The organism is Sphingobacterium kitahiroshimense, from assembly GCF_025961315.1.
Taxonomy (GTDB): Bacteria; Bacteroidota; Bacteroidia; order Sphingobacteriales; family Sphingobacteriaceae; genus Sphingobacterium; species Sphingobacterium anhuiense.
Window position 1 is genome coordinate 1,602,654 of the sequence record NZ_JAOQNK010000001.1, and the last position, 15,255, is coordinate 1,617,908.

A 15,255-nucleotide genomic window follows, 5' to 3' on the forward strand; every position below is an offset into this window, starting at 1 on the left:
AGCACTTCAATGAAGTCTACCACACTATTGACTGTAGCCTCATTAGGAGTATTAATTGCAATAGTAGTCTCTTGGAGCAGAAATAGTTCAATAGGATATGCTATTTTTCATGGGTTATTCGGCTGGCTGTATGTGATTTATTTTGTATTCACAAATAAGATGGACATTGCGTTTATAAAACTCAATAAACTATTTTCAACACTAAATATTGCCGTATTAGTTACAATAACTATGTTAGCAATTATTCCTACATTTTATTATTTCTATTTAAACAGTCTATTGTATCAGAACAATCCAGCGGAAACAGGGGTAATTGGAGATACACTAGGGGGCTTTTCTGCACCAATTATTGGTATTGCCGCAGCAATATTAACATTTTTAGCATTTTGGGTTCAATATAAGGCAAATCAACAACAAGGATATGATCTTAAAATAGAACGTTTTGAAAACAAATTTTATGAAATGTTACGGGTTCACCGCGACAACGTGGATCAAATAAGTATTAACAATAATGTTACTGGCAGAAAAACTTTTTCTCGATTATTTAGTGAGCTACGATTCATATATTTTTATTGCTTAAATGACTTAAAAATCCATAAAAATGAAATCGAAATTCCAGCCGAGAAAATATATAACATTGCCTATCTGATTTTTTTCTTTGGAATTGGTCAAACTTCAAGTCGATTAATAAATGACATCTTAGATGATGAAACAAAACCAATATTTAAAAATCTGTCAAATAGAATTTTAGAAACCCAAAAAAACTACAGAAAAAATTTACATCAAAATTTAGAAGTAGAATTCAATAATGAAAAAGTAATATTTCAATACGACTACATACCTTTTCAGGGCCATATGGGGAACTTAAGTCACTATGTGCGACATATATTTCAATTAGTTTCATTTGTGGATACACATTGTCCAGATACAAGTAATGGCGATGCAAAGAATAATTATATTACCACTATTAGATCTCAATTGTCAACTTATGAGCAAGCTTTTCTCTATTATAATGCACTGTCCGTCTTAGGAACGCCTTGGTTAGAGAAAGAGAAATCTAAAGAAAGTTTATTAATTAAATATCCAATTTTAAAGAGCTTGCCAAAACCACTTGCTGATTTTTATAGAACACCAGATGAAGTATTTGGCAATAATGAGAAAAATTCAGAAAACAACATTCTATTCGAATGGACCGAGATAAAAAAGAGGTTTCAAAATATTAATTCAGCAAATGTTGCAAAATGATTAACATAGACAAAGCATTTAACACGGAAAATAGAAGTATTTACGAATACTTTCAACAACCTGGAGTAGGATTTTATATTCCATTATATCAACGTGAATACAGTTGGGATTCGTCTAATATTGAACAACTGTTAGAAGATATTTCTAAAGGAATAGAAGAATTGTCTGACAACAGTACCGATAATCAAATACGATTTTTGGGCACCATAATAACAGTAACCGAGTCTGATAAAAATAATATTCAACCTCAAGATACTAAGGCTCTCCCTCCTGCTATAGAGAAAGTTATTGATGGTCAACAAAGGTTATCTACAATTGCACTAATATCAGCTTTACTCTACAATCAAATATTAATTATACAGGAAAGGTTAGATAAGGCTTCAAAAAAATTGGATGCCCAATACGACCAAGAAGAGATAACTTTAGAAATTGATGAAGCATGTAATGCTTGGAAGGAAAAATTACAATCAATATTTGGTGTAGACTTAACTCGAGGTACTCCACGTATAAAACCCAAAATAATACGTGGTAACGTAGATAAGTGGGTAATGAAGGAAGAGAAAAATGAAAGTTATCATTCCCAAATAGCAAGCTATCTGAATGCTTTTATTGATTATTTTTTCAATAAAGGTGAAATGCCAACATTTGATAAGCAATCAAACGCTGGTCGAAATCTAAAGGAAGTTCATGGATGGTTAATGAAAAGAGTAGCATTAGCTCATGTAGATAACTCTGAATTTTGTGACGCTACCACTATTCTAACAAAAATAGATGAGGATAATTTATGGCAATATGAACGTATATCTTTAAGAGAGATATTGACCACCGGTGATGTGACTGATAAAAATTCGTACGCGTACAACCTATCATCCTTAGTTCAAACATTCGCCGTTTGTCATTACTTGTTAGATCGTTGTTGTTTTACAATCATAAAACCAGCAAACGATGATTGGGCTTTTGATATGTTTCAATCTTTAAACGCTACAGGTACGCCATTAACTGCCATTGAAACTTTTAAACCTATTGTTGTACAGACTATACCTAATTTCAAGGAATCTTCTGAAAACGACTATTTTACCAAGATTGAAAAGGCTTTTGAAAATTTATCCAGTGCGGCTCAAAAAAGCAAATTAACAAATGAGTTATTAACTTCATTTGCACTACCGATTGAGGGTAAAAAACTGGCTACTCATTTTAGTGCACAAAGAAAATGGTTAGATGCGACCTACAATCAACTACCTGATCTTAATGAAAAAACAGATTTTATCAAATTCTTTGGCAATTACACTGAATTTTACGACGCAATTTGGAATAAATACAAAGCAAAGGATGACGTTCCATTGAGTACACTAATAGGTAGTGCCGATGCAGAGCTGACCTCCTTATTACTTTTATTCTTAAAAGATAGTAACCATAAAATGGCGATTACTTTTTTAGGTACATTTTATCATGAACTTGTAGAAGGAAAAGAAAATTCTGTAGCCAATTTTACATCCATCGTAAAAGCTATATCTGCTTTTTATATCATTTGGAGATCAAGCCAATCAAATTCTGGTCTTGATGATGCATACCGTACTTATTTTCGTGGTTCCACAAAAGCTAATATAGAAAGTCATACCTGGTTGGAAAATGGTCCATTTGATGTTGCATCAATCAAATCATACTTAAAAAGTGCACTTCCTCACAAAGATAAAAAAGACTGGTTAGCTAAAGCAACTTCATACTGCGGCTATAAGACGTCATATAGCATTTGCAAGTTTGCTTTAAGAAATGCTGCTCATGATACTATACCAGACGACAATAAACCTGGTCTGTTTAAAAAATCAACACCTGGCAAATCTGATTACCTTAGGTTGGAAAAGTGGACAAATGAAGAGTTAAATTCAATTGAACATATAGCACCCGAAAAGAATAAAGGTGATTGGGATAATTCTCTTTATGAGGAAGACGAAATGTTTAATTCATTAGGAAACTTAACTCTATTACCGAAAGGGGTTAACACTAGTGCTAGTAATAAAGGTTGGCATGAAAAGCAATTGTATTACAAACACCTTGGAGAACAAGACCCTACTCGCTTAGTTGAACTAACAAATAAAGCGACCGCAGAGGGAATCACACTAAGCGCTGGTAATTTAGCAATATTACAAAAGGCAAAATATGCAGATCATATTCGTCCGTTACTTAATATTCCACCAAATCAAAAATGGGATAGATATATTGTAGAAGCTAGGTCGGAAAAAATATTGGAAGCTTTATGGGATAGAGTTATAACTTGGTTAGATTAACCTGTAGCACCCTCTCAAAAAATAAATTGTTTTTCTACAATATGAACCCATGTGTTTATATTGTACAGAAATATAATTAGTAAAAAACAGACAAAAGCTAAGTAAGGTCTAATAAGAAATTAACATATAATACGGGAAACCATAAAATTATAGATTTCAAATAGTATATTTTTAAATAATACTAATTTAATTAAAATGCTTAAAGATTGCGATTGGTCCAAAGATAGAGATTATAAAACAGGTTCTGAAGATGATCCTAGGCAATTTTATTTGGATGGACTTACTAATAGCTCCGAATTCCACTTATTATTGGGATATTTCAGCTCTGCTGCTATAAATTTACTTGCTTTAGGTTTTGCAACATTTATAAGTCAGGGTGGAAAAATGAGAATGGTAATAAACCATTTACTTTCAAAAAAAGATAAAGAAGCCCTTGAAAAAGCACAACAAAGTGAGTTCCCCGTAGGTCTATTTGATCTAAGTGATATTGTTCAATTAGCAGCAACACTAAATGAATACGATAGACATTTTTTCGAATGTTTAGCTTATTTGATCGCAAAAAAAAGAATAGAAATCACAATTATTAAACCAAAAGCAGGTAGAGGAATTGCTCACTACAAATCTGGTGTTTTCTTTGACGGAGCTAATTATGTTGGGTATAAAGCATCTTGCAATTTTACTTGGAACGGTTTGTCTGAAAATCTTGAAGAGCTAGAAGCTTTTTTAGATTGGGAAGACGGACGTTCTCATACATTGGTAAGAAAACAACTAAAAGTTATCGACAATTACACTTCGGAATCTGACAATGAGGTGGAATATCTTTCACCGAGCGATATTGAAGTTGCTATTAAAAAACAGTTTGGAGGAAAGGATGTAGATGATCTACTTATACAGGAAAAGGAATTACTTAAAAAAAAGAGTAAACTTTCATTCAACTCCAAATTAAAGAAGACAATTGAACGAATTGAGGATGAAATAGAAAAAAGAATGTCCATGCCAAGATTTCCTTATGATGAGGGACCAAGGAAATATCAACAACAAGCTTTTGAAAATTGGAAGAATAATCAACAGCAAGGCTTATTTGCAATGGCGACGGGTACAGGAAAAACAATTACATCTCTCAACTGTCTGCTTGAAGTATATAAAAAAACAGGCTATTACAAAGCATTAATACTTGTCCCTACTATCACACTCGTAAACCAATGGGAAAATGAGTGTAAAAAATTCAACTTCAAATCAATAATTAAAGTTTATTCGAAGGTGCATTGGAAAGATCATTTAGCAGCAATTCTAACTCGTGAAAAGCTCTTTCCAACAGAGCAAGTATCTTATATTATTATTTCTACATACGCCTCATTTGCAAAAGATAGTACATTTATCGAATTAAATCTATTATCACCTAAAACACTTCTCATTGCAGATGAATGTCATAATATGGGCTCAAGCAGATTAATCAAGCTACTTGATAAAATAACCTATAAACGAAGAATTGGCCTTTCTGCCACACCCGAAAGGCAATATGATTTTGAGGGCAACTTAAAAATGTTTTCTTTCTTTAATAGCGAAAAAGAATATACGTTTGAATACTCAATGAAGGAAGCGATAGAAAGAAAGGTGTTGTGTCGTTATTATTACTACCCACACTTAGTTTCTCTCACTGAATCTGAAATGAAAGATTATATGGATTTATCTCTAAAAATTTCAAAATTTTATAACTCTGATACTGATAACTTTGTCAACAACTCCATTTTAACAGCTCTATTATTGGCAAGAAAAAGAATTGTACATAAAGCTTATAATAAAATATCCGTATTCCGTGACATTTTAAAATATGAATACGCAAAGAAAGGAAATTTAAAATATACTTTGATTTACGTCCCTGAAGGAAACGACCCCAATGACTATTTTGAAACAGATATATACTCCGAAAAAGAAATTACAGACACTGATATCGAGGCAGTACATCTTATTGATGTTTTTACTAATGCTGTTAAAGAAACTGGTAGTCGTGTTACAATTAAACAATTCATTTCGGGAACTAATAATAAAGACCTGGTATTAGAACAATTTGCGAATGGTGAAATAGACGTACTAACTTCGATGAAATGTTTAGACGAAGGAGTTGACGTTCCTCGTTCTGAACTCGCCATCTTTTGCGCAAGCACAGGTAACCCACGACAATTCGTTCAGCGTCGTGGTAGAATATTAAGAAATCATGTTGATAAACCATTTGCATATATACACGACCTAGTTGTGATCCCTAAAATAAAGACCCATAATGAAAGTTATAAAATGGAAAGAAATATGCTTAAAAAAGAATTAGAGCGTGTAAATAACTTTGCCTCTCTAGCTGAGAACAGCTCATATACATTGAATATACTTTTAGATACCATGAATTATTACGATTTAAACCTATATAATAATGAATAATAAAAATAAAATGCTTCATCTCGTACTTTCCGATGAAAAACTAAGTTTCTTTTATGAATACAACTCTGACGAATATACGACAATAGAAAATGCATTAAACTCTGAAAACCCTATTGTAGTTACAGTAGCAAAAATAATTGAAGGAATAGATGGAAATCCGGACAAAGGAGTTTATAAAGAAACCTACAATGAAATTATCAACTATTTAAATCAAAATATACTATGATTATCAAAGAAATAACTATTGAAAACTTTCGAAGTTATTATGGCATAAATACTATCAAATTCAATGATGGATTAGTAATTTTCATAGGAGACAATGGGGATGGTAAGACAACATTCTTTGAGGCATTAGAATGGCTATTTGATACAACATCTCAAAAATTAGATAAACAGCTTATTTCCGAGAAAAAAATATCAGAGTTACCTGAATTTGAAAGCGATGTACTTCGTGTTACAATGACCTTTGATCATGACGGAGAAAAGATTTTAGAAAAATCTTTTCAATTTTCTAAAGAATCAAATAATGAGATTAAAGTTTCTGACTTTCAATTTAAAGGTTTTGAAAACAATGGTTCAGAACGAATTCCAATTCAAGGTGGAAGATTATTAGACCGATGTTTTGAAGCAGCAATACGTAAATATTGTCTATTCAAAGGCGAAGAAAATTTAAATGTTTTTAATAATCCGGATGCACTACAGTATTTAATAGACACTTTCTCAAATATCAGTCAATTTGCCCCATACTGTAGTGAAGATGAACACAACCTAGGCTTTACTGAATATGCCGAAACTCTATCTAACAAAGCTTTTGAAAAAGCTATGAAATCAGATAGTCAAAACTCGCATCAGGAAAAAGAGTTAAGTGCAAAACTAAATGATGTAAGAAAAGAATTAAGTGATATTCGCAAAAGATTAAGAAGTAACAGAGAAAATTCCGCTAATTATTCAAGTAAATTAAGTGAATTAGAGAATAGTAAAGAAGCTAGCTCATTATTAAAAGATATAAACGACCGATTAAAAGCATTTAAAGATAAGAAATATCAAAATGACAGACATATAAATGAAGATTATTCTATAAAGCTTCTAGACGATATGTGGATACTCTGTGATTTCTCATCAACATTCAATGAATTTCAAGAAAAAGTATCGATCTTCAGTAAAGAAAAACGACGACTTGAACGAGAGGAAGATAAAATAAAAGGCAAAAAAGAACTAGCTAAAGAAATAGCGGAGGGCATAATCCCGCTATCTCCTAATGTTCCTGATAAAATCTCTATGCAAGAAATGATTAAAGATCAGTTTTGTAAAGTATGTGGACGTGAAGCAGAAGAGGGGTCTGACGCACACAACTTTATGATACATAAACTACAGGAACTACTAGATAGCCAACAGCCTAAAAATGAAATAGAAAAACCTTTATTTTCTAATAACTTTCTAAAAGAATTAGAACAAAAAAGTAATCACCTAGAGTATGATCAAAGCGATATCAATAATCTTTTAAATACAATAAAAGACTATATTGAATTTAATGAAGCTAGAAAACTTGAATCTAGTAAGTTTCAAGAAAGTATTAATAAAGACGAAGATAACAAAAGAAAACTTTTAGCTCAAAATGATCGTTTAACGGAAGAGCAGTTACAAAATTCTTACCAAAATATAAATAACTGGTGGAACAATAAAAGTGACGCTGACAATCAAATAACTATCCTAGAAAATGAACTAAGCAGAAAAGAAAAAGAATTAGAAGAATATCAAGAAAGATATAACAATTTAGCAAAAGGATCTTTTGCTGATACATATCGCAAAATTCATAGTGCCTTGAATAAAATAAAAAATGCTTTTATAAATGCCAAAGATAAAAACACACAAGATTTCCTAAATCTCTTAGAAGAAAGGGCTAATAAATATCTTGAAAAATTAAATATTGATGGATTTTTTGGTATAATTAGGATAATAGAAATTGACAAAAAGAATACAAAAATAACACTAGTTGATAAAAATGGTACTTTTATATCAAGCCCAAACCAAGCCTTAAAAACAACAATGTATATGTCTGTATTATTTGCAGTATCAGACTTAACAGCTATAAAACGGGAAAATGATTACCCATTAATCTTTGATGCTCCTACAAGTTCATTTTCTCCACAAAAAGAAAGTGATTTTTTTAAAATCATATCTAATATTAACAAACAATGTATAATATTCACTAAAAGTTTTCTTACTGAAGATGGTAAGTTAGATAACCTTAAAATAGAATCTCAAAACTGTCAAATTTATAGAATAGAAAAACTACGTCCATTCGACAATTTGGATTTATCCACAATACAAACAAAAATAACACCTATAAAATAACACAAATGGCAAAGGAAAATTTATACGATGTTTGGGCAAAAAGAAACCCAAAATTTGAAGTGTACTTTGAGGAAATACTGCTGAGGCCATTTACGGAATATGGAGGTGGATCAGTAGAATCAATGTCGAGTAAAGGAAAAATATTTGGAGCTGGGTATGAGCTTTATATTTATGCTTTCTTTATAGGATTATATTCAAATGGACAAAAAGAATTAAACGAAACGACCAAAGTCCTTGGCCAACCGATTCAATTCTGGGGTAATCTGGATTCTAAAAAGCTTAGAAAAGGATATCCTAAACTAAGAGAATATATTTTTACCGCATTGATAGCTAAAACAGAAAACCTGGACCTAATAGCACTTGAAAAAGGAGAAATTAATACAAGAAAAGCTGTAGACTATTTAATTGACTGTATGGAGAAATATGCAAATTATGGGTTTCATAAAATGGAAGAAAAAATAAAAATTAATCCTAATTTTTATTATAAAAATACAGGTTTTTTAGATGTTATATTAGACTTAATTCCAAATGCCAGACAAAATAGTAATACCGATCTAGAAGAGTTATAAAATATCAATTGTAAAAGTTGATATCTAAAAGCCTTTTAAAATTTAAAGGCTTTTAGATATTCAATAGCTTCTTGTAAAGAACTACAAATTACATCAGTTGACTCATGACATATTGCAAAATATTTCTTAAATAAATTATCTTTCTTTGATCTTTCATCAACTAAAATAATAAGCTTATTTTTAGCCCTAGCATATCCTATCTCAAGTGCTAATCCATATCCGGAAGGATTACTTTCAGACATATAACCAAAGAGGATATCACATTTGTCCACATAAAATAAGTCCCAATGAGTATATTTATTGGATTCTTTTAGTGCATGACCAAGAGGATCAAAAATGATAAAATTATTTTGTAATTGCTTTATAACCTCATCCTGCCAACCTCCAATAAAACCACCTGCTAAATATAATTTATTCACCGTGTTATTTTAAATATGAAAAAGGAATTTTTTTCGCAATTGAATAGAAAAATCTTTTAGAGTTTCCAAGTAATCCAGAAAATATTAACAAAATTACATATATTACTAAAAATTGATTATCCATTTTCAGAAAATGAATATTTAAATAACCCAACACAAATTGAATAGTGCCTAGTAAAGGCATAAATAACATCATTGTTTCAATATTATCAAATAAAGACGATCTAAACATAAATGTATAAACTTTCTGATCCAAACCTTGATTTCTTGATATTAAAATATTTCTAATATCATCAACTTCCATATTATGAACTCTGGTAATACCTTCACCATTCAAGAACAACTTTGCTTCCTCAAATATTTCTGAATTTTTCAAGTCTGTTTCCCATTTATCAGACATTCTGTTTTCTATCAACTTCTTTAAATTACTTGTAGAAGTAGGCTTAAATAGATTAATCAAAAAATTATTAAAACAATCCTGAATAATAGTTTTATATTTTGACATAGAATAAACCACAAATCCAAATACATAAGAAATAACAATAACTAAGTAATCAACATTAAATATGCTCCAATCAAATAAAAAGTTATTATTGATCCCAATTGAATCAAGTAAAAAGAAATTGAGAACAATCAAAAACAAAAAACCTGGAATAAGAAATCCAATAATATCCCAAACAAACTCTTTTAATGACGTTACAAAATCACTCATAATCTAAACAAAACAGGCAATACATCCATCACCTTCATCGGTGAGGATATCCATTAATAAATTAGAATTAGCAGCAGTAGCCTTTTTAGCTCGTTCCTGACGTTTAATATAATCTCGCTTGATCTGTGCTACACGCTCAGGTTTAGCGAGATCTTCTAAAGGTTCGTCCATCCAAGAATAACCTTCTTTTTCGTATTCCATCGCTTTAGCAAAACGATCGGGATGTTGTTCTAATAACCAAACCCATTCTATCTTCTGCTGGAAAAAGCAAAAGAAGCAACCTGATCGACTACGGGAATAAGTACCCTTTTTCCCATCTACTTCAAACTCGATGGGTTCATAATATGCTGGTACTCCTACTCCACTTTCCCTTAGAATTTTGAAAATATCTGCTTTGATTAAGATATCGTCATTATCTAAAAGTGGAAAGTCAGTTTCATGGGCCATTGGCTTATCCGTAATCTGCAAAAACTGATAAATCACTTTATTAAATAATGGCGTATCTAAATCAAGTAATAACTTGACTTTCTCTTCCATTAAAAAGGATTTGGACAATGGTGTCCTGACGACTTCAAAGATGCGCTCTATTGCTGCCGCATCTTCAAATTGCGCATAATATGATTCTATCAATGGCATATTGACATTGTCAAAAGCCATCTGCATGACATCGACACTCCAAATGTTTTGACGGAAAGGAAATATGGACTGTATATTCTGCTTTTTAGAAATATAGCCCTCACGATCTTCATCTCCCCGAATACCCACATAGGAAATAACAAGATCGTCGCCAACAAAATCTTCAAAAGGATCTAGCTTTAGCTTTTTGGTACACCATCTCGATTGTGATGATGGTAAGTAACCTCCAAATATTTCATAGAAATGATCGAAAGGATTTTGATGACTATCCTCAGCGGCAACAAGCAAGTGTATCTTTTTACCTAAGTATACTTCTAAGTTATCGATCAGCTGATAAGTTTCTTCAAGCTCCTTACCTGTATCTGTTGTGTAATATTCGACGTCAAGTTCAGGATAATGATTTTTCATATAGATGGCAAGGGCAGCACTGTCCTTACCTCCTGATATACCTAATAAATGTCTTACTTTGCGTGCCATACTTGTCTTTCCTTCTATTTTTTGAGTTGCTCCTCCAACATCCGCGTCAGAATAAAGATATTCAAATTTTTGTCATCAGTCAATGATGCCGTCATTAATTCTTGTTTTTTAACGACTTGATCAAATTTTGATTTATTCACCTTGACTACTCGACTTTGTGTACCTGTTCCTATATTAGTCAATTGTATCTTGAAAGCATGATTTAAATCAGTTTCATTGACCTCCTTAACAATATCGGTATAGTTATCCAATTCTTCAACCCAATCCTTAAATTTGCGGTGCAATACCTCTTCCTCATGATCTTCTATTTGCTCTAAAGATTTACCTAAGATCACCTGAGCAACCGAACTAAGCCACGCCTTCTTATCATCTAATGGTGAATTGATACGTTGCAAAAATGTTTTAAGATGGGGTGCCATTACATGTGCTTTGACTTGCTTAAAGCGCTGTTGTAATTTCTCCCTCCAAGACTCAAACGGTAGTTCTTTACGAAGACCTAACACCTCGGAAGTGATATAACTTTCGTAACGCTCTAATAAAGCATCGTAACTTAATTGTATCTCTTTGATGGCATGTCTCAATTCATCAAAATAAACATTTAATTTCTCTGATTCTTTATTTAACTCAGCCATAGAATAACCAATGGCCTGCGGGAAATCTTCGAAGAATGATTTCTCTGGATCTGTTGCCTTCGTAATAGCATCTCGAAGACGTTGTGCTTCTTTTGTAATTTTATTAGTTTTCTGCGCAAATATAGGAAGATCACGATAAAATGTTAAGAAAGGAACAATCGTATCGATAAAACTTTTAGATGATAATGTATCTGAAGAAGCCTGACTTAGTAGATCTCTATAGTGATTGAACACCTCAAGACGTAAGCCCTCAATATTAAATGCTTTGATACTGTAATCTGCTGGTTTACGAATTAATAGTTCTAATGTATCTATCGTAAGCTCTGGAATAAACCGTGTACCTTGATAATACAACGCATAATTTTCTTTTTTAACCAGTAGAAATAAAGGCAGCAAGAAATCAACTAATCCTTTTTTGACCTTAAAAGGCTTTACAACCAAATGTTCCACCAAATCTTGAAGCGAACGCTTAGCTTGCTTAGCCGAGTCCAGGAAAGCTACGAAAATAGCCCATATAGGTGCGAAACTTTCAGTTGTAGGCTCTGCCAATTGCCAATGACCATCTATAGCTCTATGGAAACCATTTTGCTTTAATAAAGCTAGATAAATAGTTTTGTCCGGTGGAAATAAATGCGAGGCATAACCTAAGTTTTCCTGATCACTTTGTAATATCAGTTGGGTAAATAAAGTCTTACGAGCAGTAGAAATAGATGATGAAAGTCGTGTTTTATTGACCATCTCATTCAAGAAATATGGCGTATCGCGATAGATATCGGATACGATATGACTGAGATAAGTATTTAACGATTTACGATCTTTAATCCTGTTCGCAAGATCTTCACCTTTATAATATAGTTTAATCTGCGTTGGATCAATCTCGTTGAAACAGTCCAGCACGTATTTTTTCAATAATTCACTATGATGAGCATATAAAGTATCAAACTCATTTCTAGCTACACGATCACCTTCAAATTTGTTTCTGGCAATTTTAATTTGCTCAATCAATTGAATCTGATCAACGATTGCACTTGTGTTTTTAAAATAAATATAAAGAATAGCTTCTTGCTGAACATCACTAACGAGACGAATAGACTCTTCTGAGCTTGTTGTTGAAAAAACAAGGTTGATATAACCATCTACCTCATCCTTTGGTTGTTTACTAATGGGTTCATCGGATAGTTTGAATTCGAAGTATCGTGGTGTACCTTTTTCCAATAAGTATTTCTTAGCCAACATCGCCGGAAAAGAAAATGTTTTATTGATGTATTGACTGATACTCGTAATCTCAGGAAGATGATATTTAGCTTCTTCGATAGCGCTATCAATATCAACATCGGTGCCTTCGATGAGAACGTATCGATTATTATGTGTGCGAAAGCGAATCACTTTAGCCTGCTCCATCAATCGTAAAGTTTCCTTTGTATCGTCTAATCCTAACGTTATAGTACAATAATCTGTTAAGAACTGTTCATCGACGATCAGTGATTTACGACCAAAAAGGCTTAAAAGACCGATAATTTTAACGAGATGTCTCCCTAATATCAATTGATCTCCATCCAATAACCCCTCGACACGCTCAATATTGTCTAACATCAATCTCCAAGCTCTATAATCTGGATTTTGATGTACCGTTAATTGTGCGTAGAAATGATAAACGAGATAATCATAGACATGTGATAAACTATAAAACTTATTCGCACCCTCATTTAAAAATTGACCAATGCCATTATAGTCATTGAACTCTAAAAAGGTAAATAATGAGCGTTCATTTTGACCATAGCGTTGTAGAGCAAGTGTCAAGATACTTCCTGACAGCAGATCTAACGGAGCTAGGTTATTTGCAACAGTCTTGTTGAAATAATCCTTTAGTGGAAAAGCTTTAGCACGTTCGATCGTTTTCAATAAATGAGTGATCGTCTTTGCATCAACTTGGTAGTTGTTATTTTTAAGCTTCTCACCTGCGATAAGTAGTAGTTGCTCTGCAGGCTCATTGAAAGGAATTTCTTTGAAGCGACCTTTAACTTTCAACCATTCTTTGCGATTAGCATCGCTTAATTGATAAGCATATGCTGCAAAGTCTTGATGCAATGTTGTAATCAATACAAGATTTCGCTGTTGATCATTGATCATTTCAGCTAATTGCTGTAAAAAATAGAAATCTGCTTCTGGATTATTCTTAGCGGCGTATTCTAAATATTTTCCAAACTCATCAATGCGGATAATTAAAGCTTTCTTTTCAGCTTGTAAAGCTTTTGCTTTAACATCTAATGCTGTTAATACATCATCTGTGTTAGAACGTAAAGACTTTGAAAAAGCTTTTTTAACAGATGAGTGCTCCCCTACTAAATCAAAAAGTTCATAGTTTGTATACCCTCTTAATATATAATCAAAATGATCAAAGTAATCATTGTTCTTTTCAACAGCTTTTCCTAAAGCCCACATAAATGTAGACTTACCTGTACCATATGCACCTACCAGAGTGAAAGCACGCGCTCCTAAGCGAGATGATTCTACAATCTGCTCAAAAGAACGCTGACCATTGATCGTCGGGATATAAGCAATTTCCCGATCCTTGTCACGAATAATATTGACGGATGGTGAATAATTATAGTCCTGCATTTTCAATTTCATAGTAGTTTCTCAATAATTGTATGCTATCTAACCCTTCATTTACTTGAAGAACTGGATTACCTGCTGTCTCCGTATATACCCCATAAGCTGAGGGAATCTGTTGTAGTCTTTGTGCTAAAGTTGTTTCAGTAAGTAGAAATACATTACCTAAAGATGTGGGATCATTAGCGAGTGATGATAAGCTAATAGATGATCCATAATCAGTATTGTCCAATATCACATATAACAACGCTTCGATTGGTAAATCTTGTTTTGGGCTAGTATCAAATCGATACCACTCGACAAGATGATCATTGTCATCGTGTCGTTTTAATGAAGTGATAAGACCAAGTTCTTGTAGGATATTAATAAAGCCTTCTTCGACTTCATTTGAGTTGCCGGAAAGGTAATTATTAAGGAATGCTTTGATATCTGAATCTAAAGTTTTCTCACTAAATGTTCCTTTATTTTCCTCAATCTTACGTTTCAAGAATTTCTTCAGTTGTTCACGTGTAAATTCGGCACGCTCACGTCTAAAGAAGTTAAAAACTAAGCTATAGATACTTGCTTTCTCTTGCTTAATAAGCTGATAATGCAATAACCATAAACTCAAAGGATCCTCTAAGTATAAATCGACACCTTGATCACCAAATAGGTAATCTGCTAATTGTGTAGTTTCATCGTTATCATCAACTATACCAAAGGCTTTGAGCCAAAAGCGAATCGAAGTAACCATATTCTTACCTACCCCAAGTTCAACAACTGCATCTTCGTCGGTAAATTTCTTACCAGACAGGATGAAATCATATCCCTTCTTTAACCAATATATTTTACACGCAAATGTTTCGTGCCCTGAGAATGAAAATTTTTTCATGAATTGTATTT

11 protein-coding genes are annotated in these 15,255 nt (G+C 32.5%); 6 read left to right on the forward strand and 5 right to left on the reverse strand.

Features of this window, described 5'->3' with window-relative positions; translation table 11 throughout:
* Window positions 1–9: 9 nt before the first annotated feature.
* The 6 genes from M2265_RS07315 to M2265_RS07340 all read left to right on the forward strand — a co-directional run bounded on the left by M2265_RS07315 (window position 10) and on the right by M2265_RS07340 (window position 8,884).
* The gene (locus tag M2265_RS07315) at window positions 10–1,245 is read left to right on the forward strand and encodes a putative phage abortive infection protein (protein WP_207902462.1); all 1,236 of its coding nucleotides are present in this window, start codon (window positions 10–12) and stop codon (window positions 1,243–1,245) included.
* Window positions 1,242–3,530 carry a DUF262 domain-containing protein gene (locus tag M2265_RS07320; protein WP_132771232.1) on the forward strand — a complete coding sequence of 763 codons (2,289 nt, stop codon included), beginning with the start codon at window positions 1,242–1,244 and terminating at the stop codon, window positions 3,528–3,530. The genes M2265_RS07315 and M2265_RS07320 overlap by 4 nt, the downstream gene beginning before the upstream one ends.
* Window positions 3,531–3,725: 195 nt before the next feature.
* Window positions 3,726–5,960 carry a DEAD/DEAH box helicase family protein gene (locus M2265_RS07325; RefSeq protein WP_132771231.1) on the forward strand — a complete coding sequence of 745 codons (2,235 nt, stop codon included), beginning with the start codon at window positions 3,726–3,728 and terminating at the stop codon, window positions 5,958–5,960.
* Entirely contained in the window at window positions 5,953–6,186 is a 234-nt protein-coding gene (locus tag M2265_RS07330) for a hypothetical protein (protein WP_132771230.1), read from the forward strand. The genes M2265_RS07325 and M2265_RS07330 overlap by 8 nt, the downstream gene beginning before the upstream one ends.
* Complete coding sequence (locus M2265_RS07335) at window positions 6,183–8,315, forward strand: AAA family ATPase (RefSeq protein WP_132771229.1); 2,133 nt, start codon at window positions 6,183–6,185, stop codon at window positions 8,313–8,315. Before M2265_RS07330 ends, M2265_RS07335 begins: the two co-directional genes overlap by 4 nt.
* 5 nt (window positions 8,316–8,320) lie before the next feature.
* Window positions 8,321–8,884, forward strand: a complete 564-nt coding sequence (locus M2265_RS07340) for a glycoside hydrolase family 15 (RefSeq protein WP_132771228.1) — start codon at window positions 8,321–8,323, stop codon at window positions 8,882–8,884.
* A 35-nt stretch (window positions 8,885–8,919) separates the two neighbouring features.
* Here the strand turns inward: M2265_RS07340 and M2265_RS07345 are convergent, their stop codons facing one another.
* The 5 genes from M2265_RS07345 to M2265_RS07365 are packed head-to-tail and all read right to left on the reverse strand — an operon-like array spanning window position 8,920 to window position 15,244.
* Entirely contained in the window at window positions 8,920–9,303 is a 384-nt protein-coding gene (locus M2265_RS07345; RefSeq protein ID WP_132771227.1) for a nucleoside 2-deoxyribosyltransferase domain-containing protein, read from the reverse strand.
* 4 nt (window positions 9,304–9,307) lie between these two features.
* Window positions 9,308–10,015: a hypothetical protein gene (locus M2265_RS07350; protein WP_132771226.1), complete on the reverse strand. Its 708-nt coding sequence runs from the start codon at window positions 10,013–10,015 to the stop codon at window positions 9,308–9,310.
* A gap of 3 nt (window positions 10,016–10,018) precedes the next feature.
* A complete protein-coding gene (locus M2265_RS07355) occupies window positions 10,019–11,128 on the reverse strand; it encodes a phosphoadenosine phosphosulfate reductase family protein (protein WP_132771225.1) in 1,110 nt (369 codons plus the stop codon).
* A gap of 14 nt (window positions 11,129–11,142) precedes the next feature.
* Entirely contained in the window at window positions 11,143–14,391 is a 3,249-nt protein-coding gene (locus M2265_RS07360) for a hypothetical protein (protein WP_132771224.1), read from the reverse strand.
* Window positions 14,366–15,244: a DUF4007 family protein gene (locus M2265_RS07365; protein WP_132771223.1), complete on the reverse strand. Its 879-nt coding sequence runs from the start codon at window positions 15,242–15,244 to the stop codon at window positions 14,366–14,368. The genes M2265_RS07360 and M2265_RS07365 overlap by 26 nt, the downstream gene beginning before the upstream one ends.
* Window positions 15,245–15,255: the final 11 nt, after the last annotated feature.